At 42.7% G+C, this 23,858-nt stretch carries 17 protein-coding genes; 12 read left to right on the plus strand and 5 right to left on the minus strand.

The annotated features are described in order from the left end of the window. Positions 1 to 21 precede the first annotated feature (21 nt). On the minus strand, positions 22 to 1,098 hold the full coding sequence (locus BacF7301_RS14105; protein ID WP_167963724.1) for a mechanosensitive ion channel family protein: 1,077 nt from the start codon (positions 1,096 to 1,098) through the stop codon (positions 22 to 24). A gap of 47 nt (positions 1,099 to 1,145) precedes the next feature. Then, on the minus strand, positions 1,146 to 3,113 hold the full coding sequence (gene pulA, locus BacF7301_RS14110) for a type I pullulanase (protein WP_167963726.1): 1,968 nt from the start codon (positions 3,111 to 3,113) through the stop codon (positions 1,146 to 1,148). 322 nt (positions 3,114 to 3,435) lie between these two features. Here pulA and BacF7301_RS14115 point away from each other — a divergent pair, with 322 nt between their 5' ends. From BacF7301_RS14115 to BacF7301_RS14160, 10 genes are all read left to right on the plus strand, one after another. Then, entirely contained in the window at positions 3,436 to 4,884 is a 1,449-nt protein-coding gene (locus BacF7301_RS14115) for an alpha-amylase (protein WP_167963728.1), read from the plus strand. Positions 4,885 to 4,969: 85 nt separating this feature from the next. Further along, positions 4,970 to 6,724, plus strand: coding sequence for a helix-turn-helix domain-containing protein (locus BacF7301_RS14120; protein ID WP_167963730.1), 1,755 nt, complete (start codon positions 4,970 to 4,972; stop codon positions 6,722 to 6,724). A gap of 199 nt (positions 6,725 to 6,923) precedes the next feature. Then, positions 6,924 to 7,292 carry a helix-turn-helix domain-containing protein gene (locus BacF7301_RS14125; RefSeq protein ID WP_167963732.1) on the plus strand — a complete coding sequence of 123 codons (369 nt, stop codon included), beginning with the start codon at positions 6,924 to 6,926 and terminating at the stop codon, positions 7,290 to 7,292. A gap of 71 nt (positions 7,293 to 7,363) precedes the next feature. Further along, positions 7,364 to 7,726: a DUF488 domain-containing protein gene (locus tag BacF7301_RS14130; protein WP_167963734.1), complete on the plus strand. Its 363-nt coding sequence runs from the start codon at positions 7,364 to 7,366 to the stop codon at positions 7,724 to 7,726. Positions 7,727 to 7,810: 84 nt separating this feature from the next. Beyond that, positions 7,811 to 9,043: a Cof-type HAD-IIB family hydrolase gene (locus tag BacF7301_RS14135; protein WP_167963736.1), complete on the plus strand. Its 1,233-nt coding sequence runs from the start codon at positions 7,811 to 7,813 to the stop codon at positions 9,041 to 9,043. Then, on the plus strand, positions 9,040 to 10,140 hold the full coding sequence (locus BacF7301_RS14140; RefSeq protein ID WP_167963738.1) for an isochorismate synthase: 1,101 nt from the start codon (positions 9,040 to 9,042) through the stop codon (positions 10,138 to 10,140). The genes BacF7301_RS14135 and BacF7301_RS14140 overlap by 4 nt, the downstream gene beginning before the upstream one ends. Before the next feature lie 27 nt (positions 10,141 to 10,167). Next, positions 10,168 to 11,835, plus strand: coding sequence for a 2-succinyl-5-enolpyruvyl-6-hydroxy-3-cyclohexene-1-carboxylic-acid synthase (gene menD / locus BacF7301_RS14145; protein WP_167963740.1), 1,668 nt, complete (start codon positions 10,168 to 10,170; stop codon positions 11,833 to 11,835). 3 nt (positions 11,836 to 11,838) lie between these two features. After that, positions 11,839 to 12,663: a 1,4-dihydroxy-2-naphthoyl-CoA synthase gene (gene menB, locus BacF7301_RS14150; RefSeq protein ID WP_024986206.1), complete on the plus strand. Its 825-nt coding sequence runs from the start codon at positions 11,839 to 11,841 to the stop codon at positions 12,661 to 12,663. Between the two features lie 53 nt (positions 12,664 to 12,716). Continuing rightward, entirely contained in the window at positions 12,717 to 13,751 is a 1,035-nt protein-coding gene (locus tag BacF7301_RS14155) for an o-succinylbenzoate synthase (protein ID WP_167963742.1), read from the plus strand. A gap of 9 nt (positions 13,752 to 13,760) precedes the next feature. Next, entirely contained in the window at positions 13,761 to 14,846 is a 1,086-nt protein-coding gene (locus BacF7301_RS14160; protein ID WP_167963744.1) for an AMP-binding protein, read from the plus strand. Between the two features lie 3 nt (positions 14,847 to 14,849). Here the strand turns inward: BacF7301_RS14160 and BacF7301_RS14165 are convergent, their stop codons facing one another. The 3 genes from BacF7301_RS14165 to BacF7301_RS14175 form a co-directional block, all read right to left on the minus strand. Then, positions 14,850 to 16,571, minus strand: coding sequence for an ATP-binding protein (locus tag BacF7301_RS14165; RefSeq protein ID WP_167963746.1), 1,722 nt, complete (start codon positions 16,569 to 16,571; stop codon positions 14,850 to 14,852). 95 nt (positions 16,572 to 16,666) lie between these two features. Further along, a complete protein-coding gene (locus BacF7301_RS14170) occupies positions 16,667 to 17,452 on the minus strand; it encodes a DNA-binding protein (protein WP_167963748.1) in 786 nt (261 codons plus the stop codon). Positions 17,453 to 18,565: 1,113 nt separating this feature from the next. Beyond that, positions 18,566 to 19,132 (minus strand): RNA polymerase sigma-70 factor, encoded by a 567-nt coding sequence (locus tag BacF7301_RS14175; RefSeq protein WP_167963750.1) that lies wholly within the window; start codon positions 19,130 to 19,132, stop codon positions 18,566 to 18,568. A gap of 228 nt (positions 19,133 to 19,360) precedes the next feature. On the opposite strand from BacF7301_RS14175, the gene BacF7301_RS14180 reads away from it, so the two are divergent. After that, a complete protein-coding gene (locus BacF7301_RS14180) occupies positions 19,361 to 20,284 on the plus strand; it encodes a FecR family protein (RefSeq protein ID WP_167967208.1) in 924 nt (307 codons plus the stop codon). 252 nt (positions 20,285 to 20,536) lie between these two features. Next, entirely contained in the window at positions 20,537 to 23,836 is a 3,300-nt protein-coding gene (locus tag BacF7301_RS14185) for a TonB-dependent receptor (RefSeq protein ID WP_167963752.1), read from the plus strand. Positions 23,837 to 23,858 lie beyond the last annotated feature (22 nt).

Consider the following 23,858-nt stretch of genomic DNA (forward strand, 5'->3'; position numbering starts at 1 on the left):
TGATCCGGATACTTTTATTTATCATATATCGGCATCTTCTGTACTGTCTTCCGGCTCATCTTTTTGTATATAAACCGTCCTTGTAGGAAATGCAAAGTCAAGCCCTGCCTTATTGAAAGAAGCCAGAATCTCCATATTCATATTTGAAGTCACTCCTAATATATCTCCTTGCTTCTCGATGTAGTAGATATACATGATATCCAGTGCAGAGTCTGAATATTCTGTAAAGACAGCAACCACATCGGATGGGCTGGAAGAAACATTTTCCACTTTTTGTGGAAGAGCTTTTAAAATCTCCAAGGCCTCTTTCATCTTTTCGGCAGTTGTGTCATACGTCAGTCCGAGATTCAGCACTACCCGGCGCATGGGTTCGGAAGAGATATTGATGATAGAAGCATCGATAATCTTATAATTCGGGAAAGTGATGATACGTTTGTCGTAGTTCATAACCTTTGTGCTTCGGACGCCTACATCAACGACTGTTCCCTCAAAGTTATCCACACGAATCGTATCTCCGATGCTGAAAGGCTTGTCCGTCAGGATGGTGAAAGCACCGAAGATATTCTTTACTGTGTCTTGTGCCGCCAGAGCGAATGCAATACCACCGATACCGAGAGTTCCCAATAGTGCGCTGATATTGACACCGACGTTACTCAATGCCATTATAATACCAATAATCCAGACAATAACCAGGATAGTCCTTTTGATGATCGGCATCATTTTATTGGCATGCCTATCGGGCTGATGTCCCCAATAAACCTGGAGCAAGCCACTGCACAGGCGACCGAAAAACCAAGTGATGTCCAGAACGATTAAAATGCTATAGGCTGTGTCTACCACCTTCACAAAACTGTCCGGATAAACCAATCGGTGAATGGCCAGCCAGATACCCAACAGGATAATGGCAAACTTGAAGGGTGGTTCTAAAGAATAAAAAATAACATCATCCAGATGATTCTTAGTCCGGCCTATTAATGGTTTCAGAACTTTCTTGCTTAATAACGATATCAGTTTTACGATAATAATTGCTCCTATGATAAAAGCTATGGAAATAATCCAGTTCTGGATTGTATTTCCTAAGAATTCATTTTCTAACATATTCTAACTGTTTTTTTAATTGTACATTTTAAAAACTGGTTCCGGTTCTACTGTCTATACAGGATGAGAGCGGATGAGGCTGTGATAGAAATATCTCCTCCCGGCCAATGCTCCTGACTATCCAAATGAATCTGTCCGTCTTTGCAAACCACTATCCAGTCCTGTTCCGGAATATTGATTTCCGCCTGATTCCGGTTACCGTTGTAAGCTACGAGGATTTCTTTCCACTCGTCACCATTGGCATATTCGCCCAATGTATAAGCAATTACACCGGAATCACCCGTATCAAGGAAATGGAGCCATTGCTCCAATCCCTCTACTGTTGGAATGCGAAAGGCTGGATGCGCTTTACGGAGTGCAATCAATCCTCTGATATAATCAAAAATATCACGGTTCTTGGCTTTCAAAGCCCAGTCGATTTGGTTGACAGAGTCCGGTGACTTGTAGCTGTTTGGTTCTCCTTGTTTATCTTGCATGATTTCTTCGCCACCACGGATGAAAGGGATTCCTTGTGAGGTCAGAAGTACCGTATGTACCAATTTGTCGATAGAGGGTAATTCCTCTTCAGCATGTTCGCCCTTTACGGATAGCCTTAACTTGTCTACCAAAGTGTATCCGTCATGGCACGACACGAAATTAATCATTTGCGAGGGAGCACCGGCGTAAGGGGCATCACAATAAAGCAATCCGCCATAGTCCACCTGCGGGTGCTGCGTGCCGCCGACGATACCATATTTAACCGGTTCGAAATGTCCGTTTATATTTCCGGAGGCATATCCGGGTTCTTGTTCGTCGAAGGTACTTCCTTTCAGTCCGTCCCGAAACTCATCATTAAATACGGCAATACCTTCCATCTGTCCGACATTCTCCTTTACTGCCCGCCGCTCGAAAGGCAATGGGGAATCTGCTGCTACCCAACCTTCACCGTAAACGAAGATTGTCGGGTCAATTTTCAGCAGTTCTTCTCTCAAGTGGTTCATCGTTTCAATGTCGTGTATCCCCATAAGGTCAAACCGGAAACCGTCGATATGGTATTCTTTCGCCCAGAACTTTACAGATTCGATGATATAACGGCGAACCATTTCGCGCTCTGATGCCGTCTCATTTCCGCAGCCGGATGCATTGGAATAAGACCCGTCAGGATTTTGACGGTAAAAATATCCGGGGACGGTCAGTTCGAAATTTGAATGATCGGTGGAAGCGGTATGGTTATATACCACGTCGAGTACAATGCGGAAGCCGTTCTGATGAAGGCTCTTCACCATTTCTTTAAACTCACGGATGCGGGTGACGGGATTAGCCGGGTCGGTGGAATAACTTCCGTCGGGCACATTATAATTTTTCGGGTCATATCCCCAATTGTATTTATTTTCTTCCAGGCTCGTCTCATCTACCGTGGCGAAATCAAATGAAGGCAGGATATGGATATGTGTTACGCCCAGTTCTTTCAAGTGATCTAAGCCGGAAGCTTCCCCTTCGGGTGTCTTGGTTCCGGTTTCCGTCAGAGCAAGGAACTTTCCTTTATTCTTGATGCCCGAATTCGGATCAATACTAAAATCGCGATGATGCAATTCATAGAGAATAATGTCGGAGTACATCTTCAGCTCGGGGGATTGGTCAGACTCCCAATCTTCCGGATTCGTTTCATTCCAGTCGATTACAGCCGCACGGTTACCATTGATACCGACAGCTTTAGCCCAAATGCCGGGCGTTTCGTCCAGCCATTTGCCGTCTTTCTCTATTTGGAAGGTGTAGAAAGAACCTTTCAGGTCACGGTTGACATTGATACGCCAGGTGCCATTCTCTGCCATGTCCATATCCAGTTGTTCTTCTTTTTCTCCTCCTTCGCTGGCGGGGTACAGGTTTAAACGAACCCTGTCCGCGCTCGGCGCCCAAAGTGTAAAAACGGATTGTTCGGGTGTATAGACCAATTCGAGATCATTCCCATCATAACATGGATACTTGTCATACGACTCCAATTGGTCTGCGGACGGATGATTTTTTAATTTTCTCATACATTCAATTTTATATTAATACTGTTTAAAATAATCAATGCCTATGTGGTGTAAATGAACCGGTATGTTCTTGTTTGGTATGATGAGAAACAACAGAACAAACAGAATTTATTGCTGTCATCCCGGTAAATATGGATATAAAAAGGATTATTAAGATATTTTTCGTCGTTGCATGAACCATATTCTTGAACTTTCTGCTGTTTAGCATTTGTTCGTTCGGTTTATGGGCAAATTCCTACCATTTTGCTAATAATTCATACTTGTGAAGGAACTTTATTCCATTGCAACTTGTTCTATACTCGTCAATTAAAAAAAATAGAATATGGAAAATGGTGTAATGATGCAGTATTTTGAATGGCATCTCCCGAATGACGGGAAGTTATGGAAACAATTAAAGGAAGACGCGTCGCATCTTCATGATATTGGCGTAACCGCAGTATGGATTCCGCCTGCTTATAAAGCCGACGAGCAGCAGGATGAAGGATATGCAACTTATGATTTGTATGATTTGGGTGAATTTGAGCAAAAAGGGACAGTACGGACAAAGTACGGAACGAAGGATGAACTGAAAGAGATGATTGGCGAATTGCACAAAAATCATATTGCGGTTTATCTGGATGTAGTGCTGAACCATAAGGCAGGCGGTGATTTTACCGAAAAGTTTATGGTCGTGGAGGTTGACCCCAAAGAAAGGAACAAGGCGTTGGGCGAACCGTATGAGATACAGGGCTGGACCGGATATAGCTTCCATGGACGTAAGGACAAGTATTCGGATTTTAAGTGGCACTGGTATCACTTCTCCGGTACGGGATTTGACGACGCCAAGAAACGTAGCGGAGTCTTTCAGATCCAGGGAGAAGGAAAAGCCTGGAGCGAGGGAGTGGACAATGAGAATGGCAATTATGATTTTTTGTTGTGTAATGATATTGATTTGGACCATCCTGAGGTTGTATCCGAGTTGAACCGTTGGGGGAAATGGGTTACCGGTGAACTTGGACTCGACGGATTCCGGTTGGATGCTATCAAGCATATGAAAGACCAGTTTATCGCACAATTTCTTGATGCGGTGAGAAGTGAGCGGGGAGATGATTTTTATGCCGTAGGTGAATACTGGAACGGTGACTTGGAAACACTCGACGCCTATGTGGAAACGGTAGGGCATAAGGTGAATCTGTTTGATGTCCCGTTACATTATAATATGTTTCAGGCAGCACAGGAAGGTAAAGAATATGATTTGCGGAATATCCTGAAGGATACACTGGTCGAACATCATTGTGATTTGGCTGTGACATTTGTCGATAATCACGACTCGCAGTTGGGAAGTTCGCTGGAGTCCCAAATAGAAGACTGGTTCAAACCGTTGGCATATGGACTTATTCTCTTGATGAAAGATGGTTATCCTTGCCTGTTTTATGGGGATTACTATGGAATAAAAGGAGAGAAATCCCCACATACCAAGATCTTGGACATTTTGTTGGACGCCAGAAGAAAATATGCTTATGGCGACCAGGTTGAATATTTCGATCATCCCTCCACTATCGGTTTTATTCGCACAGGAGATGAGGAGCATACGGGTTCGGGACTGGTCTTTTTAATGTCCAATGATGAAGCCGGCAGTAAGACGATGAGCTTGGGTGAAGGGCATAAGGGTGAGATATGGCACGAAATAACCGGAAGCATTGGGGAAGAAGTCACTTTGGATGAAGAAGGGAACGGTGAATTTTCCGTTGATGCCCGTAACCTGGCTGTCTGGGTAAAGAAGGCAATTTAGGTTGCTTAAAATTAAATTCCTTCTTGCACTTTTTATAGAAAATACATACCTTTGGATGCTGAATGATTAAACACGGTAAGATTTTATGCGTTTTTTGGTATGTATTTTAGTGCTTTTATTTGTACACAATCAATTTTCGAGGGCTGATAAAACTATAAATGGTGACTCTCTCTATACTGAAAAGTATATCAGGGATATTTATATCTCCGACTCTAAGCGTGCCCTGCAATTACTGGACGAAGCGGAGAACAGGAAAACAATTTCTTTGCGGGTTATAAACGAATTGCGTAGTTTGTCATATAGTAATATGTATATGAACAAACTCGCATTTATGTATGCAAGAAAAGCTTATTTGCTTGATTCCATATACCAGAAAGACCCGGAACACATGCTGAAAATGATAGTATATTTGGCTGAATTCTCGGCAATGATGAGCAAATATAATGAAAGTATGCATTATGCATTGGAAGGAATCGGGCGGGCACAAGAGTTAGAGAACAGGGAGGCGAAAGCCAGGTTGTTCTTCTGCATGGGAGAGAATAACTGGAGATTATCTTTTAAAGATAAGGCATATGATTATTTCAACCGGACTATTGAACTGCTGCGTGGCTCAAAGGAGATGCGGGAAATGATGTTGCTTTCATATTATTATGGAGCGGAAATGAGCTTTCTGATGACTGATTCCCGAATTGATGAGGCTTTGGAAATTGCTTTTGAGCGTGAGAAGCTGATTGGACGACTTCAAGCATTACCTAAAATTCCCGACGGTTATGTAGACGGCCAATATAGTTATTTATATGCCAAATTGGCCTACATCTATTGCACTGCGAAGAAAAATGAGAAGGCGGAGCAATATTATCAGAAATACTTGTCAAAGAAAGAATCACATACTCCGGATGGAAAAATGTATTCAGTCCCTTATTTGATGCTTTCCGGGCAATATGAAAAAGTCATTGATAACTGCAGAGGGTTTAAGGAACTGATGAAAACCCAGCAGGACACTTTGAACGAACAATATCTGACTGTCCTCCGGCATGAAGTGAAGGCATACTTGGGTATGCATAAATACAAAGAAGTTGCGGAGATACGTGAAACAATTTTAGCCATAACGGACAGCATCAATACCCGCGATAGGAACAATGCCGCATTGGAATTGAATGCAATGTATGGCGCCTCTGAAAAAGAAGAATATATCGCCGAACAGGCCTTTCAACTGAGAATAAGAAATATAACTCTCTGGTTCCTTGCATGTATTGTTGTATTGACTTTGTTTATTGTATGGCGTTTGTGGCGTTTCAATCATATAGTCGAGTATAAGAACAGGACGCTTGCCCGGCTTATAAACGAGAAATTCGCCAATAGGAAAGACGGCAACCAGTTGTCGGAAGCATACGGACAGCAAGCTGTCATATCGGAGATAGAACCGGAATTAATCTCATCCGAAGAATTGGAAGAGCTTTCGGACGACGAAACAGGTGAAGTCAGCGGGGAAGAAGAAGAGAACAGGAAAATATTCCAAGAGTTGAACCGGGTAGTCGTCCAAGACCAATTATATCTTTCGCCGGAACTGTCAAGGGAAGATTTGGCTCACATAGTACACTTGAATAATGCACGTTTCGCCCGAATGATAAGAGCGTGCACAGGAACTAATTTCAATGGCTATATAAACGAACTTCGTGTGAATTATGCAATCAAACTGTTAAAGACTCATCCTCATTATACGATACGTGCCATAGCTGTTGAATCCGGGTTCAACAGTACCCCGATATTATATAATCTTTTTAAGAAAAAAACTGGCATGACACCCTATGAATTTAAGAAAGCGCAAGAGGCACTTTGACAAGTATGGTGAAATGCCATATGCTGTAACAATATGAAATAAGACCGATAAATTACCAAAAAATACAGAAAAAAGCGGCTGTCCCACATTAATTGCTATTTTGGGACGTTAAATTGTGGATTTGTAAAGTGTAATTGCGCCATTGCAAACCGGATGTATTTTCGTTTCTATTATTTTTGCTTCATACAAAATTAGGGAAATGGAAAATGTAAATTGTCTGACAATGGAAGTTCATAAACTGAACTTGTTTAAGCAACTTGATTTGCTAATACGTGAAGAAAAACTGTATCGAAATCCTTCATTAAACCGGAGTATCCTGGCGCAACATCTAAGAACCAACCGCACCTATATAAGTGGTTGCGTCCGTCAGTCCATCGGGCAGACTCTCTCTGAGTATATTGATACCTTGCGCATATCCGAGTTTGTAGACAGGCTGCAATCGGAAGAAGAACAATGCATGTTTGTTATTGCCGAAGAAGTGGGCTATTCGTCATATACAACTTTCTATCGTTCCTTTATAAAACGCTATGGGATTTCGCCTGCCGAATACAGGCAAAAACTGGAGTAATGTTTCGTTTACCGGAACAATTTCCGGCTTTTTCGGTTTATTACTATAAAGTTAATTAAATAAATATAGTAATGTTACAAGTTAGGATAAAGCGAGTGTACGAGGATTTTTCAGAAACAGACGGATACAGAGTATTGGTAGACAAGCTATGGCCGCGCGGCATTAAAAAAGAATGGCTGAAATGTGATTATTGGGCAAAAGACATAACACCGTCCGCCGCCCTGCGCAGGTGGTTTCACGAAGATATACCGGGACACTGGAATGATTTCTCCGTCCTGTATCTGAAAGAGCTGGATGCGTCTCAGGCAGTGACCGATTTTCTGTCCCTTATCAAGCCGCATCCGGTGGTGACACTCCTTTATGCTTCAAAAGAACCGGTGTACAATCATGCCCGAATCCTTCGCGATTATTTGGAAATGCGTCTGAAAGAGTGAAATTAAAGTAATTTTTATCTGTTTACGCTTTCTGTCGTTCACTCAATTTCCTACCTTTGTAATCTAAATCAAAATCGTGTAGCCATGAAGTATAAATTATTGGTCCTGGATGTAGACGGAACACTGCTTAATGATGCGAAAGAAATTAGTAAACGTACACTGGCCGCTTTGTTGAAAATTCAGCAGATGGGAGTACGTATCGTGCTGGCTTCGGGCAGACCGACTTATGGTTTGCTGCCGCTGGCGAAGTCTCTTGAACTTGGAAACTATGGCGGCTTTCTCCTTTCTTATAACGGTTGCCAGATAATCAATGCACAGAACGGAGAAATCCTGTTCGAACGCCGTATCAACCCCGAAATGCTTCCTTACCTGGAAAAGAAAGCCCGCAAGAATGGCTTCGCGTTATTCACGTATCACGATGATACGATTATTACGGATTCTCCCGAAAACGAACATATCCAAAGTGAAGCCCGACTGAACAACCTGCAAGTGATTCGGGAAGACGAATTTTCCGCAGCCATTGATTTCGCTCCCTGCAAATGTATGCTCGTCAGCGATGACGAAGAAGCGCTTGTCGGCTTGGAAGAACATTGGAAGAGACGCCTGAACGGAGCATTGGATGTCTTCCGTTCCGAGCCGTACTTCCTCGAGGTAGTTCCCTGTGCCATTGACAAAGCGAATACGTTAGGCGCCCTGCTCGAAGTGCTGGGCGTGACACGCGAAGAAGTGATTGCCATCGGCGACGGCGTGTGTGACGTAACCATGCTTCAATTGGCCGGACTGGGTGTAGCTATGGGACATTCTCAGGATTCGGTGAAGGCTTGTGCCGACTATGTAACAACTTCAAATGAAGAAGACGGAGTAGCTCTTGCTGTCGAAAAAGCGATTATCGCCGAAGTCCGTGCAGCGGAAATCCCCCTTGACCAGTTGAATGCACAGGCACGCCACGCATTAATGGGAAACTTGGGAATCCAATATACCTATGCTGATGAAGACCGTGTAGAAGCCACAATGCCCGTAGACCATCGTACACGTCAACCTTTCGGAATATTGCATGGCGGTGCTACTCTTGCGTTGGGGGAGACGGTTGCCGGACTGGGTTCAATGATTCTTTGCCAGCCTGACGAAATTGTAGTAGGAATGCAAGTCAGTGGAAACCACATCTCTTCTGCCCACGAAGGAGATACCGTGCGGGCAGTAGCGACCATTGTACACAAAGGACGTTCATCCCATGTATGGAATGTAGACGTCTTTACCTCAACTAACAAACTGGTGTCTTCCATACGGGTAGTCAACAGTGTTATGAAAAAAAGATGATTGACGAAGAAATAAGTAATCTGACAGCTATTGATACATTCATCCGGCAAAAACAGCCGTTTGCCGTTTACCGTATTCCCGGGGAGAAAACCCCTCGTCTGCTGACACAGGCCGGGGGAACTGTCCGCTTAATCTACGACCTCAAAGACCTGAACGGGCAGCGGGGATTTGTCATCGCCCCGTTCCGGGTGAGCGAGACATGTCCGATTGTGCTGATACAACCGGACCAATCGGGACAGCCCTTGCCGATGGACGTGGATACGGACGGAGAACAGGAGAAAGCCGGGCAGACGCAAGGGCAGGAAACTTTTCTGAATACTTGTACGGATAAGTATGCCGCGTGCTTCCATACGTTCATAAATGCCTTACGCGACGAGACTTTTGACAAATTAGTGCTATCCCGCGAACTCGTTATCGGTCAGATGCCGGATTTCTCTCCCTCATCAGTGTTCCGTGCGGCTTGCAAACGGTATATCCATTCTTATATATACCTATGCTATACCCCTCAGACGGGTATCTGGCTAGGTAGCACGCCCGAAATCATCCTGTCGGGCGAAAAAGACGGATGGAACACCGTCGCACTGGCCGGAACGCAGCCTTTGCAGGACGGCAAATTGCCGCAAGCGTGGGATGAGAAGAACCGGAAAGAGCAGGATTATGTAGCATCCTATATCCGTCGGCAACTTCTTTCATTAGGCATCCGTTCTACGGAGAACGGGCCTTATCCTGCCTATGCCGGAGCATTGTCGCATCTGAAAACGGATTTTCATTTCTCTTTGAAAGATAATAAGGATTTGGGAAATCTTCTGAAAGTTCTGCACCCGACACCTGCCGTATGCGGGCTTCCCAAGGAAGAAGCCTATCAGTTCATATTGGAAAACGAAGGTTACGACCGCCGTTACTATTCCGGTTTTATCGGATGGCTCGACCCCGACGGAAGGACGGATTTGTATGTGAACCTGCGCTGTATGCATATCGAAGACGAGCAACTGACCCTTTATGCCGGCGGCGGATTACTGGCTTCTTCGGAACTGGATGACGAATGGCTGGAAACGGAAAAGAAGTTGCAGACCATGAAACGGCTGATAGCTTATTAATCACTAATTCACTAATCACTAACCATCATGTACACAGATAAGAAGAACATACTCCAACTGGTTGCGTTGCTTCAGGCGCACGGGATTACTAAAATTGTATTGTGTCCGGGCAGCCGTAACGTACCTATCGTGCATACCTTGTCCAACCATCCTGATTTTACCTGTTATGCGGTGACAGATGAAAGGAGTGCGGGGTATTTCGCCATCGGGCTTACGTTGAATGGTGGCAAGCCTGCCGCAATCTGCTGCACTTCCGGAACGGCATTATTGAATCTCCATCCGGCTGTGGCAGAAGCCTTCTATCAGAATGTTCCTCTGGTTGTCATTTCTGCCGACCGTCCCGCAGCCTGGATAGGGCAAATGGACGGGCAGACACTTCCGCAACCGGGTGTATTCCAGTCGCTGGTCAAGAAGTCGGTCAATCTTCCGGAGATTCACACGGATGAAGATGAATGGTACTGCAACCGCCTGATAAATGAAGCCCTATTGGAGATGAACCATCACGGAAAGGGACCGGTTCATATCAATGTCCCTATTTCCGAACCGTTGTTCCAGTTTACGGCGGATGCCCTGCCCGAAGTGCGTGTCATCACGCGTTATCAAGGCTTGAACGTCTACGACCGTGATTACAACGACCTCATCGACCGCATGAACAAATATCAGAAACGGATGATTATTGTCGGTCAGATGAACCTTATCTATCTGTTTGAAAAGAGATATACCAAATTATTATATAAGCACTTTGCCTGGCTGACGGAGCATATCGGCAATCAGACTGTTCCCGGTATCCCGGTGAAGAACTTCGACGCGGCGCTTTATGCCATGCCCGAAGAGAAAATAGACCAGATGTCTCCCGAACTGCTGATTACTTATGGCGGGCACGTCGTCTCCAAACGATTGAAGAAGTTCCTTCGCCAGCATCCGCCCAAAGAACATTGGCACGTATCGCCGGACGGTGAAGTGGTCGACCTCTACGGTTCATTGACTACCGTGATTGAAATGGACCCGTTCGAATTCTTGGAAAAGATAGCGAGCCTGCTCGACAATCGTACTCCTGAATACCCCCGTGTGTGGGAGAATTATTGCAAAATCATCCCCGAACCGGAATTTGCCTATTCGGAGATGGCGGCTGTCGGTGCATTGATAAAGTCCTTGCCGGAATCATGCGCCTTGCATCTGGCGAATAGTTCGGTCGTCCGTTATGCCCAGTTATATGCCATTCCTTCTACGATTGAAGTTTGCTGCAACCGGGGAACGAGTGGCATTGAAGGTTCGCTTTCTACGGCTGTCGGCTATGCGGCAGCTTCCGATAAGCTGAATTTTATAGCCATCGGGGATTTGAGTTTCTTCTACGACATGAATGCGTTGTGGAATGTGAATGTCCGTCCCAACCTGCGTATTCTTTTGTTGAATAATGGTGGCGGGGAGATTTTCCATACCTTGCCGGGACTCAAGATGTCGGGTACTTCGCAGAAGTTTATTGTAGCCGTTCATCAAACAACTGCCAAAGGTTGGGCGGAAGAACGCGGATTCCTTTATCTGCAAGCGGAGAATGAGGAAGAACTGGCTGAAACCATGCAGATTTTTACTCAACCGGAAGCGAAGGAACGCCCTGTATTATTGGAAGTGTTCACCAGCAAGAACAAAGACGCACGAATGCTGAAAAATTATTATCACCAATTAAAACAAAAATAGATTATGTCAACACAAAGAGAGTGGACAACCATCAGAGAATACGACGATATTCTCTTTGATTACTATAATGGAATTGCCCGTATCACCATCAACCGTGAACGTTATCGGAATGCATTCACCCCGACTACTACTGCCGAAATGAGTGACGCATTGCGCATTTGCCGCGAAGAAGCGGATATTGATGTGATTGTCATCACCGGAGCCGGAGATAAAGCCTTCTGTTCGGGCGGTGACCAGAATGTGAAAGGACGTGGCGGCTATATCGGCAAAGACGGCGTTCCCCGTCTGAGTGTGCTGGACGTGCAAAAACAAATCCGCAGTATCCCGAAACCGGTGATTGCTGCCGTGAACGGATTTGCCATCGGTGGCGGGCACGTGCTTCATGTAGTGTGTGACTTGTCTATCGCTTCGGAAAATGCCATCTTCGGTCAGACAGGCCCTCGTGTGGGTAGCTTTGACGCCGGATTCGGCGCATCTTACCTGGCACGTGTGGTAGGTCAGAAGAAAGCGCGTGAAATCTGGTTCCTCTGCCGGAAATACAATGCGCAGGAAGCGCTGGATATGGGACTGGTGAATAAAGTAGTCCCCTTGGAGCAACTGGAAGACGAATATGTGCAATGGGCGGAAGAAATGATGCAGCTCAGCCCGTTGGCTTTGCGGATGATTAAAGCCGGATTGAATGCCGAACTGGACGGTCAGGCAGGTATTCAGGAACTGGCAGGTGACGCAACGCTGCTTTATTATCTGACGGATGAAGCTCAGGAAGGAAAGAATGCGTTTTTGGAAAAACGCAAACCGAACTTCAAACAGTATCCCAAGTTCCCTTAATCCCAAGTTCTCTTGATAACAAATTCCTTTAATAACAAGTTCCCTTTTAATAAATGGACTGCAAGATAGAAATTATCCCCCGGTTGCTTCATTTCAAGCAACCGGCAGGGACTTCCCGAGGCACATATACGACACGAAAGGTCTGGTATCTTCATCTGATTTCTCCCGACTTTCCGGGCAGGGTAGGGATAGGAGAGTGCGCTCCTTTGCCTGCATTGAGCTGTGACGACCTTCCCGATTACGAGAATATATTGATTAAAGCCTGTCGCCGGGTAGAAGAACGGCAGGGAATACTGGATGTCGATTCTTTATCTGACTATCCCTCTATCCTGTTTGGCTTGGAGACGGCTATCCGCCATTTCTTTGCGGGGAGTTGGGCGTTATGTGATACGGCTTTTTCACGCGGAGAAGCTGGGATTCCGATAAACGGGCTTATCTGGATGGGAGATTTTGATAAGATGCTTTCCCAGATAGAAAAGAAAATGGAAGCCGGATTCCGTTGTATCAAACTAAAGATTGGTGCCATCAACTTTGAAGAGGAACTGGCATTGCTCCGCCATATCCGCGCCCACTTTTCTTCTAAAGAAATAGAACTGCGTGTAGACGCCAACGGCGCTTTCTCTCCGGCTGATGCAATGGATAAACTGAAACGCCTGTCCGAACTCGACTTACATTCTATCGAACAACCTATCCGTGCCGGACAATGGGAAGAAATGGCACGTCTCACTTCCGAATCTCCGTTGCCGATAGCTTTGGATGAAGAACTGATAGGATGTAACATTTTGGAAGAAAAACAAAAGTTACTTTCAGCCATCCGTCCGCAATATATAATTCTCAAACCTTCTCTTCACGGTGGAATATGCGGGGGTAACGAATGGATTACCGAAGCGGAAAAACGGCATATCGGCTGGTGGATTACTTCTGCCCTGGAATCAAATATCGGTCTGAATGCCATCGCCCAATGGTGTGCCACTTTCGACAATCCGCTGCCACAAGGCTTGGGAACAGGGCAACTTTTTACGGACAACGTAGAAATGCCCCTTGAAATAAGAAAAGACTGCTTGTGGTTTTGTAATGACGCAATTTAATAATATCCGATGATATTCGACCGAAAACAGCAACGTTTGCTATTGGAAGGAAAAGAATATACTTCTGATGATATAGCCCGTTTTGTAGCAGAAGGAGCAGAAAACTATCCTTCTGCGATATGGGATTTATATCTTTTCCTGAACGAGTGGTTCAATGATTCTTCTGTCATAACTGTCCATACTTCGGGTTCCACAGGTACGCCGAAAGAACTGGTTGCACGCAAAGACCAAATGATGCAAAGCGCACGCCTGACTTGCGAATTTCTGAATCTGCAAGCGGGAGACACTGCTTTGTTATGTATGAATCTCCGCTATATCGGAGCCATGATGGTAGTGGTGCGTTCTCTGGTCGCAGGGTTGAATCTGATAGTGCGTCCTGCTTCCGGTCATCCTCTTTCTGATATAAGCGAACCGCTGAAATTTGCGGCAATGGTTCCCTTGCAGGTTTATAATACTCTTCATACTCCCGAAGAAAAAGAACAGTTGAAGCAAACGGAGATTCTGATTATAGGTGGCGGAGCAGTAGATGAGGCTTTGGAAGCAGAAATAAAATCTCTCCCGATAGCTGTCTATTCCACTTATGGCATGACAGAAACATTATCCCATATCGCCCTGCGTCGTCTGAACGGAAATTCGGCGTCCGGACATTATTATCCTTTTCCTTCGGTCGAACTGTCCTTGTCTCCCGAAAATACATTAATCATTAAAGCCCCTTTGGTCTGTGATGACATTTTGCAAACTAATGATATTGCCCGCATCTATCCCGATGACAGCTTTACTATTTTAGGGCGAAAAGATAACGTTATCAATAGTGGTGGAATCAAAATACAAGCAGAGGAAATAGAAAAAGTCCTTCGTCCGTATATCCCTATGCCGTTTGTCATCACTTCTGTTCCGGATCCTCGTTTGGGGCAAGCGGTTACTTTATTAATCGAAGGTCAGTTGGATATGGAAGAACTAAAAAATAAGGTGCAGGAGATACTGCCACCTTATGATTGTCCTAAGTATATTCGAATGGTGGACTTTATTCCTCAAACGGGGAATGGTAAAATCAACCGTGTCGAATGCCGCACGTTAGCGGAGAAACTATTGTAGTTGTTATACTTCTTCTATTCGTGCCAATTCCCATCCGCAGAATTGCATAACGATGCAATGGAGCTGCGTGTGTTGGCATAATTGGCGCACTTTCGAATCTGCCGTATAATTATGAATCTGATTGATAGCCGCTTCCCATTGTTCTGCAGCTTGTATTTCAAACTTATCTTTAGACAGGTATTTTAATTCAAGAATGTAGCTATGATTCACTTCGGGATAGCGTTGTAAATCGGGCATGAGGAACATGTCGCAGAAACCGTGGCTTAACTCTATTTCCGGTGCAGTCAGGTAATAGGAATTTATGCTAAGATAGGCAGTGAGAAAACCCTGTATATTACGTTCGCCTTCGATATTGCTGCGTACGGAAGAATTCTCTTTATATGCTTTGGCGATGAAATCCAATGCCGGTTGCCAACGACCGTCGAAAGCCATATCGTCATAAAGGTCTTTCAAGTGGTTGAAATTTATCTCGTTTTTAGATTGATATTCTTCCAACAGATATTCATAATACTGTTTACGGACATTGTTATTCGGAATTCCTAACAGGGTACGGTCACCACGTTTTCCGATGATAGTCAGCATTCCGTAATAGAAAAGCAGACTGGGGAATATTTCCGGTTTCGTGATTTGGTCAGCAGAGAAGGAGTTGAATAACTCTGTCAGTATTTGCCCCTCTTCGACAATGCGCCTGATCACCCCTTTACGATCTCCGTCGAGACGGTCGAGTTGGATAAGTTTTTTCATCTTACTGTAATCTGTACGGGTGTTGGGGTCTACCATTTGCTCAGGAGATATTCCTAGTTGCATTCGGTTGCGTAAATAATAAAGCACCATGTCACAGTTAAACATTTTTGTATCCGAATCCAAACTTTGACGTGCAAAACAGTAATTATCATACCACGGTTTCATCTCCAGAATCATTTCTTCGATATTGGCATCCAACTGTCCGGCTTCCTGATAATAGCGGAACATAGTACGTATATCTTCTTCCGAAAAACCTAGCATCTGATTGAATAACGGATTGGTACTGATATTCCATCCGATATTGAATCCGCTTGTCAAGTCGTCCAAAGTGACGGGACTTACGCCTATCATAAAGATACGGTCGAACATGCCTTTATAATTCTTGAAAGCATCCCGGTAGAATCCGCTGGCATGAGTGATGTTATGATAAATTTTATTTCCCAGTTCATTGAGTACAACATTGGTAAAGTTGTCGTATTCATCAATAATAAGGTATAGAGGATAGCCCAAACGGCGTGCCTCTGCATCCAATATATGTAATTTGTCAATGCCCTTTTCGGCAGAACTAAAACGGGATATAAATTCGTCTGTGTAATACTCCCGATATCGATTTAGAAAATCGTCAAGTTGCACTGCACTATAAGAATCGAACCTTTGCGGTAGTTCGTCTATATTTCCCCCTATTTTGGAGAAGTCAAGATAGAGCATTTGATAAGTTCCCTGCAAAGGAGTGGGCTGTTGCCCAATCCAAAGATTGCCGAATAGTTGCTGAAATTTATCCTTTGATGAAAGGTCGTAGTAGGCACGCAGCATACTTAGGAGCAAACTCTTTCCGAAACGGCGCGGACGGATAAAAATCAAATAGTTTGCTTGATCTTCCAACATAGGAATGTACATCGTTTTATCTACATAATAACGATTCTGCTCTATTACATCCGTAAAATTGGACATGCCATAAGGAATTCCTTTCACTGCTTCCATTTTCTTCTATTATTTTTTGTTCTTTAGAACAATTATCTAGCAAAGATAGTTTTTTTTCTAGAGATATCGTTCTGTTGTATTATTTATTATGAGCCTTACAGCACTAATGTCGCTATTTCAGGCGATAATGTGATTGTTTTGTCTTTATTGATAACAATAAAATTGGCATTATACAATGAGTTTATTATCTCGTTGTAAGTGATTGCTCCCATACCATCGAGACGTTTCAAGCTGGGCCATCCATATTTCGAAGTATGTTGCAGAAGCTGGTACACGGTATATATTTCCAGTTTACGTAAAATATGGCATGCACGGTCGTTGATAAATCGGGATAAGTGAATCTCCAACGGATTGTCGGTTTCATATTTGCTAAAGGGGGCCATTGCCTGAGTTCGGAGCGTAGCGATTCTTTCTTGATTCCTGCCTAGCTTATCGAGGATAGAGCTATATTTTGCCACAACTTCGTCATATGTCATCTGGTGGCGTACAGCTACCCGTGAAATAGGTTCGCCGGAAGAGATAGTAAGGAATAAATCCCGTTGATCGTTGTCGGTAATCAATTGACCGAGTTCTTTGATAAGGATATGGAAAAGCGGTTCATAGAGTTTTTGGGTTTTCAACAGGAAAAGTTCATCATCAAACCGAGAAAGAATCACTTCGCGTTCCCATTCTTTTTCTTTGATTAATTTGTTTAAATCATCGTCACTCAACCCTTTGACTTGGTGAGTATCCAGATGGCGGGTCATACTCTCATCATCCAGCATTACGACATTATTGATAATGGAATGTGTGATGTAACCTAACTTAGTCCATCCGCGGAGAGTCGTTTCGGCAATGCCGTATTTCTCTGATACTTGCTTGATTGTTTTCCAGTGTGCCATAAAATATATACCTTTTAGGGTGATTCAACATGATTGAACACTCGCATCCTGATCCTGATATATACCTTATTTATATAAGAAGTCGGGCGCTGAGTCCATATTTATCCGCTAAGAGGTACTACCAATACCCACACGATCTAATAAATATGTTCACACGCCCGACCTTAGGTCGCACGTATGAAACAGATTTATTGAGACCATGTTTTTTGTTTATAATAAAATTGGTAGTTTTCTTAGCGCAAAAAACGTTTCAATACGCCGCATTTCTCTTCGGCTTTCAAGGGACAAAGATAAGAGATTTGTTGGGTATTGCCAAAAAAAGAGAGGGAATTTCTATATATGTTTGAGGAGTAGCCATTGGGTGCAAAGATAGGTTGAACTATATGGAAATGCCGAACTATAATCTCTCAATCCTACTAGAGAATTAAAAAGTAAAAATTTGCTGTCATCTGTCACATGTTTATATTTAAATATCTGATTGTGAATGAGTAGTGCTGTGACAGCAGCATGTGATAGCACGGTGACAGTACTTTTGCTGTCACACCTTTTCTTGCTTCCTCTTTTAGAAGCAAGTTCCAAGTTAGTTCCTTTGTTTGAAACTTTAGTTTCAACAAAGAGAAACTAGAGTTTCATCGGTAAAAAACTAATGGTTTCAAGCAATTGGAACTAAAGTTTCAAACAGGTGAAACTTTAGTTTCCTATGTGTGAAACTCTAGTTTCGAGCCTTGAAACTCGTCGTATCTCTACACGTTGCGATTATTTTGCCTACACGTGACGATTGCTTACGATTATTTAGCCCGCATCTATTCTTTCATTCAACTTATTATTTCGGGGCACACTACTTCATCTTTCAGTCATTATTATATCATTTCCCAGCTATTAATACCTGATTTTCCAACTATTAATAGCTGACGTTTAGAGTGTTAATACTTGACGCAATAACTGTTAATACCCTGTATGTCAGATATTAGCATCCTGCTTTTTGTATAGATGAGAGTGAGGGTAACTTTTACTCTCAGGGGGACTACCATGCTTGCTCTCATAGCTGAAACACCGATAAACAGGGGGAAAGAGAGAGGGAGTGAGGGTATGAGAGTAAATTGTGCATGAAAACTATTCCGGATAAGAAAATAGTAAGAGAAGTAGTGGCAAATAATCTTTAAGTTCTTCTCGCAAAAGTTCCATAGTCTTTTGTTTGTACCGATTGATAGATTTTACGCTAAGATTCATTTCTTCCGCAATCTCCACATGAGTTTTTCCTTCAAAGAAGCTTTTCATAAACACATTGCGATAATTCTCGGGAAGTTTGGTCAATGTTTCGTATAGCATCCTGTACAATTCATCGAGTGTATATACGCTATCCGGCTCTGATTCATAAATAGGAGCCTTCTTTTGTATATTTTCAGCATAACTCCATTCATATTCCTGATGTTTCAGAAAGTTCAGACAGCTATTTTTCACACACATTTTGATATATCCTAATGCTGTGTCCGACTGTAAGTCAAAAGAATCGGTATCCAACTTGTCCCATAATGAAGTGAACACGTCCGAAACAATATCCTGACGTATGTCTTTATCGTCAACAAACCTTTTAGCATACAGGCAGAATGGGGCGTAGTATTCCTCATAAAGTTGCTTGAAAGTCAGTTCTTTGGCCTGTTTTGAAAAAGATATTTTCATTATTTAGAGATTCTGTTGTTTTTCATTTTCGCTGCAAATATATAACAAGATAACAAGCTAATCCAAAATATGCTATTTTTTTTTGTCTTTTAGGATTGTATTGTCATTCCAATTAGATGTAGGGCGAAAAAAAATAAAAAAAGTTTGTTTTACCTGTCCTTTTTTGAAAGAGTCATTTGTATTATAAATGTAATTGCAATTAAAAAGATAAAGATGTTGAAAGAAAATATGGAAAATATGAATCCGGAATCATTGCTCCGTAGAGCGCAAATGTTGGGAGATGATATTAAAGAAATGGAGTCCATTGATGTATTGGGTGCCTATCGTCAGGCACAAGCTAAAATAATAGAGGATAGGAGAAAGAAAATGTATAATCAGTTAATGCGTTATGCTGCTTTTTTAACTATACCATTGTTGTTATCATCTTTAATACTGGGATATTTGTATTGGGGTGGAGAGGAAACAGGAGAAAAGTATGCCGAAGTAATGGCTGCCAGAGGTTCGATTATTCGTTATGAGCTCCCTGACCATTCGGTTGTTTGGCTGAATTCTGGAAGTACGTTGCGCTATCCTACAGTTTTCAAAAAAGATAATCGAAATGTGGAGTTGAAAGGAGAAGCATATTTTGAAGTTGAAGCAGACCATGAACGTCCTTTTTATGTAAATACTCCGGGTGGTTTAAGTGTTTATGTTTATGGAACAAAATTTAATGTAAATGCTTATGAAGATGATAGTTATGTTGAAACTGTATTGGAGAAAGGTAAAGTGAATGTCATTTCTCCTGATGGAAAAACAATAGCTCAGTTAGTGCCGGGAGAACAATTGCGCTATAATAAACTGGAACGAGAACTATCGAAAAACAAGGTCGACGTATATGAAAAGGTGGCATGGAAAGATGGAAAGTTGATATTCCGTAATACAGAATTAGGCGAAATCTTTGAACGTTTGGAACGACATTTTAATGTAGATATTCAGTTCAATAATATATCGGGAAAAGAATATAAATATCGTGCAACTTTCAGAAATGAAACCTTGCCTCAAATATTGGATTACCTTGCTAAATCCGCTGCTTTGAAATGGAGAACAGAAGAAGCAGTGCAGCAAGAAGATGATACGTTTACAAAGAAAAAAATAATAGTAGATTTATATTAGTAACCTTTTAAAAAAATGATAGCCTATGATATAACACAGTAATTACAAAAAAAAGGAAGAAAGCTGCTACCAACAGCTGTCTTCCCCCGATTTTTCAGATTCACGGTAAAAGAGTCTTGCAAACGCTAACCGGAATCAAACCATAGTTCATTATAGTAATAAACTTTAGTTAACCGCAAATGTATGAAAAAAAATCATTCATTTATTGCATTATATCCTAAATATGCTTTAAATCTAAAACTACCTTTAGTTATGAGGATCAGTCTGGTACTACTTTTTGCTGTGATTTTACAGCTTTCAGCTGAGAATAGCTATGCCCAGCGAACACGAATAGCTATTTCTATGTCCAATGCTACAATAGAGCAAGTGTTGAATAAAATAGAGGAAATGTCGGAGTACGTATTCCTTTATAATGATAAGACGATTCAAACGGATCGTGTCGTTTCTGTAAGTAATAAGTCAGGAAAAATATTGGATATTCTTAGTGAAATTTTCCAAGGGACGAATATTGCTTACACCGTGGTGGATAAACAGATTATCCTTTCTACAAATAAAATACAGGTTGTTCAGCAGAACCCGTTGATTCAGATAAAAGGTGTAGTGAAGGATACGAAAGGAGAACCTTTGATTGGTGTAAATATCAAGGTGAAAGGTTCGACAGTCGGCGCTATTACAGATATGGATGGGCAGTTTACACTTCAGGCAGAGAGAAATGCAGTGCTGGAGGTTTCCTATATCGGGTATACACAGCAGGAGTTGAAGGTCACGGATAATCCGAATTTAGCTATCGTGATGGTAGAAGACAATCAAGTGCTTAGTGAAGTCGTAGTGACTGCGCTGGGTATTAAACGTGAGACGAAATCTTTGACTTATAATGTGCAGGAAATGAAAGCTGCAGATTTGACGAGTGTAAAAGATGCTAACTTTATTAATAGTCTGGCCGGGAAAGTGGCAGGTGTCACGATTAATCAGAACGCTTCGGGTATAGGCGGGTCGGCACGTGTTGTTATGCGTGGTACCAAGTCTCTTTTTGGAGGAAACAACGCTTTGTATGTAGTGGATGGTATTCCTTTGGCTGATATGCGTAGCAATCAGGAAGCTAATTTCTATGAATCACCCGATGGCGGCGATAGTGATGGAATCTCCGGCATCAATCCGGATGATATTGAATCCATGTCTGTACTGACCGGTGCGGCGGCTGCGGCACTGTATGGAACACAAGGGGCAAACGGTGTGATACTGGTCACTACAAAGAAAGGAGAAGAAGGTAAACTACGGGTGAGTTATTCCAATGACACACAGTTTATGTCTCCATTTGTGATGCCTGAATTTCAAAACACATATGGTTCTCCTGAAGAAACATTCTCTAGTTGGGGGGCGAAAATGAATACTCCCTCATCATGGGAACCAAAAGATTTTTTTCAAACCGGTTTCAGTGAGACTAACTCTTTGAGCTTGTCGGCAGGAAATAGTCGCAATCAAACTTACTTTTCGGCTGCTTCTACCAATGCACGGGGTATCATTCCGCATAATACCTATAATCGTTACAACTTTACGTTGCGTAATACAACTGAGCTGATTAAAGATAAACTAACTCTGGATATGAGCGCATCATATATTATGACTAACAATAATAATATGCTGTCACAGGGGCAATATCATAATCCGCTGGTTCCATTGTATTTATTTCCGCGTGGAGACGATATGAATAAGTATAAGGTCTTTGAGCGTTATAATCCTGAGCTGTATTACGACACTCAGTTCTGGCCTTACAAAGAGCAAGGGCTGGGCATGCAAAATCCGTATTGGATAACTAATCGGGAAAACTTTGCTAATAAGAAATCACGCTACACATTTACGGCTTCTGCTAATTATAAAGTGACGGAGTGGTTGAACATTGTAGGACGTCTGCGCGTGGATAATAGCAATGATACTTATACTCGTAAAATATCAGCTTCTTCAAGCACATTGTTTGCTTCTGAGTTTGGTAACTACATGAATATGAAGACTGAATATAAAAATACGTATGGTGATGTGATGGCTCAAATCAATAAACGTTGGAAGGACTGGGGAATAAACGCTAATGTCGGCGGAAGTTTCACAGATCAGACCAATGAAGTGATTGGATACGAAGGGCATCTTTTGACTGTTCCCAATTTATTCTCTTATTCTAATATAGATCGTAACGGTGCTCAAACCAAACCGATTCAGAGTGGTTATCATGATAATTCACAGGCGGTATTTGCGACATTCCAATTAGCATATAAGAGTTGGGCATTTCTGGACTTGACCGGGCGTAATGACTGGTACTCTTCTCTCGCTTTTACAAAGAATAAGAATAAAGGTTTCTTTTATTATTCTGCGGGTTTGTCAACGGTGATTACAGAAATGGCGGATTTGTCAAAAGCAGGAATTTCATTCTTGAAATTGAGAGCTTCATACAGTGAAGTCGGCAATGCACCTGTACGATATGTAACTTCCGCAACTTATGAGTTGGATGGAGGTAAATTGCAGACATTGCCTAATATCCCGGCTACTTTCCTGAAGCCGGAACGTACGAAAGCTTTTGAACTTGGAGCCAATATACGGATGTTCCATGACCTTCTGAATCTGGATGTGACCTATTATAACACCAATACTTATAATCAGTTCTTTACATTCACAATGCCGCCGAGCAGCGGATACAACCAATACTATGTGAATGCCGGTAAAGTAAATAACTGGGGTATTGAAGCCAGTTTAGGTGTGAAAACCAAATTAGGGCCAGTGAATTGGCGCTCTAATCTCACATTTACGATGAACCGTAATGAGATCAAAGAACTATTGCCGAAAGATATGAGAAATCCGGTCACAGGAGCGTTGATGAATGTGAAAGAAATAGAGCCGTTCAGTCCCCAGGGTAGTTATAAAATGATACTGAAAGAAGGAGGAACGATGAACGATATTTATGTGACAGGATTGGCTATAGACCATCAGGGTAACGTAAAAGTAAATCCGCAGACCGGAGCAATCAGTACGGATCCGTTAACTTGGATTAAAGCAGGTAGCAATGCCCCCCGTTTCAATTGGGGATGGAATAATAGCTTTAGCTATGCAGGTTTCAACTTAGGTTTCTTGATTGACGCCCGCATCGGTGGAGTTGGAGTTTCGGCCACTCAGGCATTGATGGATCGTTTCGGAACATCGACGACTACTGCCATTGCAAGGGATAACGGCGGTGTGATGGTGAACGGCCATATGATGACAGCGAAAGATTACTATTCAGTAGTCGGTTCAGGTTCTACAGGAGCTTTGGCACATTATACATACAGTATGACGAATGTCCGGTTGAGAGAACTCTCTCTGGGCTATACTTTCCCTACCGAATGGTTCAATAACGCGATAAATAATCTGACTGTTTCGTTGATTGGAAAGAATTTGTTCATGTTCCATAATAAGGCCCCGTTCGACCCGGAAATTACTGCTTCTACGGGAACTTATTATCAAGGCTTTGACTACTTTATGCAACCGAGTTTGAGAAGCATAGGATTTAGTGTGAAATTTCAATATTGATGTTAATTAAGGCTTGATAACC

Source organism: Bacteroides faecium (assembly GCF_012113595.1).
Taxonomy (GTDB): domain Bacteria; phylum Bacteroidota; class Bacteroidia; order Bacteroidales; family Bacteroidaceae; genus Bacteroides; species Bacteroides faecium.

Excerpts from the sequence above, each read along its gene's own strand:
- BacF7301_RS14165 (WP_167963746.1), bottom strand. The coding sequence starts at position 16,571 with ATGGAAGCAGTGAAAGGAATTCCTTATGGCATGTCCAATTTTACGGAT.
- BacF7301_RS14170 (WP_167963748.1), bottom strand. The coding sequence starts at position 17,452 with ATGGCACACTGGAAAACAATCAAGCAAGTATCAGAGAAATACGGCATT.
- menB (WP_024986206.1), top strand. The coding sequence starts at position 11,839 with ATGTCAACACAAAGAGAGTGGACAACCATCAGAGAATACGACGATATT.
- BacF7301_RS14185 (WP_167963752.1), top strand. The coding sequence starts at position 20,537 with ATGAGGATCAGTCTGGTACTACTTTTTGCTGTGATTTTACAGCTTTCA.
- BacF7301_RS14160 (WP_167963744.1), top strand. The coding sequence starts at position 13,761 with ATGATATTCGACCGAAAACAGCAACGTTTGCTATTGGAAGGAAAAGAA.
- BacF7301_RS14120 (WP_167963730.1), top strand. The coding sequence starts at position 4,970 with ATGCGTTTTTTGGTATGTATTTTAGTGCTTTTATTTGTACACAATCAA.
- BacF7301_RS14175 (WP_167963750.1), bottom strand. The coding sequence starts at position 19,132 with ATGAAAATATCTTTTTCAAAACAGGCCAAAGAACTGACTTTCAAGCAA.
- BacF7301_RS14155 (WP_167963742.1), top strand. The coding sequence starts at position 12,717 with ATGGACTGCAAGATAGAAATTATCCCCCGGTTGCTTCATTTCAAGCAA.
- BacF7301_RS14135 (WP_167963736.1), top strand. The coding sequence starts at position 7,811 with ATGAAGTATAAATTATTGGTCCTGGATGTAGACGGAACACTGCTTAAT.
- menD (WP_167963740.1), top strand. The coding sequence starts at position 10,168 with ATGTACACAGATAAGAAGAACATACTCCAACTGGTTGCGTTGCTTCAG.
- BacF7301_RS14130 (WP_167963734.1), top strand. The coding sequence starts at position 7,364 with ATGTTACAAGTTAGGATAAAGCGAGTGTACGAGGATTTTTCAGAAACA.
- BacF7301_RS14105 (WP_167963724.1), bottom strand. The coding sequence starts at position 1,098 with ATGTTAGAAAATGAATTCTTAGGAAATACAATCCAGAACTGGATTATT.
- BacF7301_RS14180 (WP_167967208.1), top strand. The coding sequence starts at position 19,361 with ATGGAAAATATGAATCCGGAATCATTGCTCCGTAGAGCGCAAATGTTG.
- BacF7301_RS14140 (WP_167963738.1), top strand. The coding sequence starts at position 9,040 with ATGATTGACGAAGAAATAAGTAATCTGACAGCTATTGATACATTCATC.
- BacF7301_RS14125 (WP_167963732.1), top strand. The coding sequence starts at position 6,924 with ATGGAAAATGTAAATTGTCTGACAATGGAAGTTCATAAACTGAACTTG.
- pulA (WP_167963726.1), bottom strand. The coding sequence starts at position 3,113 with ATGAGAAAATTAAAAAATCATCCGTCCGCAGACCAATTGGAGTCGTAT.
- BacF7301_RS14115 (WP_167963728.1), top strand. The coding sequence starts at position 3,436 with ATGGAAAATGGTGTAATGATGCAGTATTTTGAATGGCATCTCCCGAAT.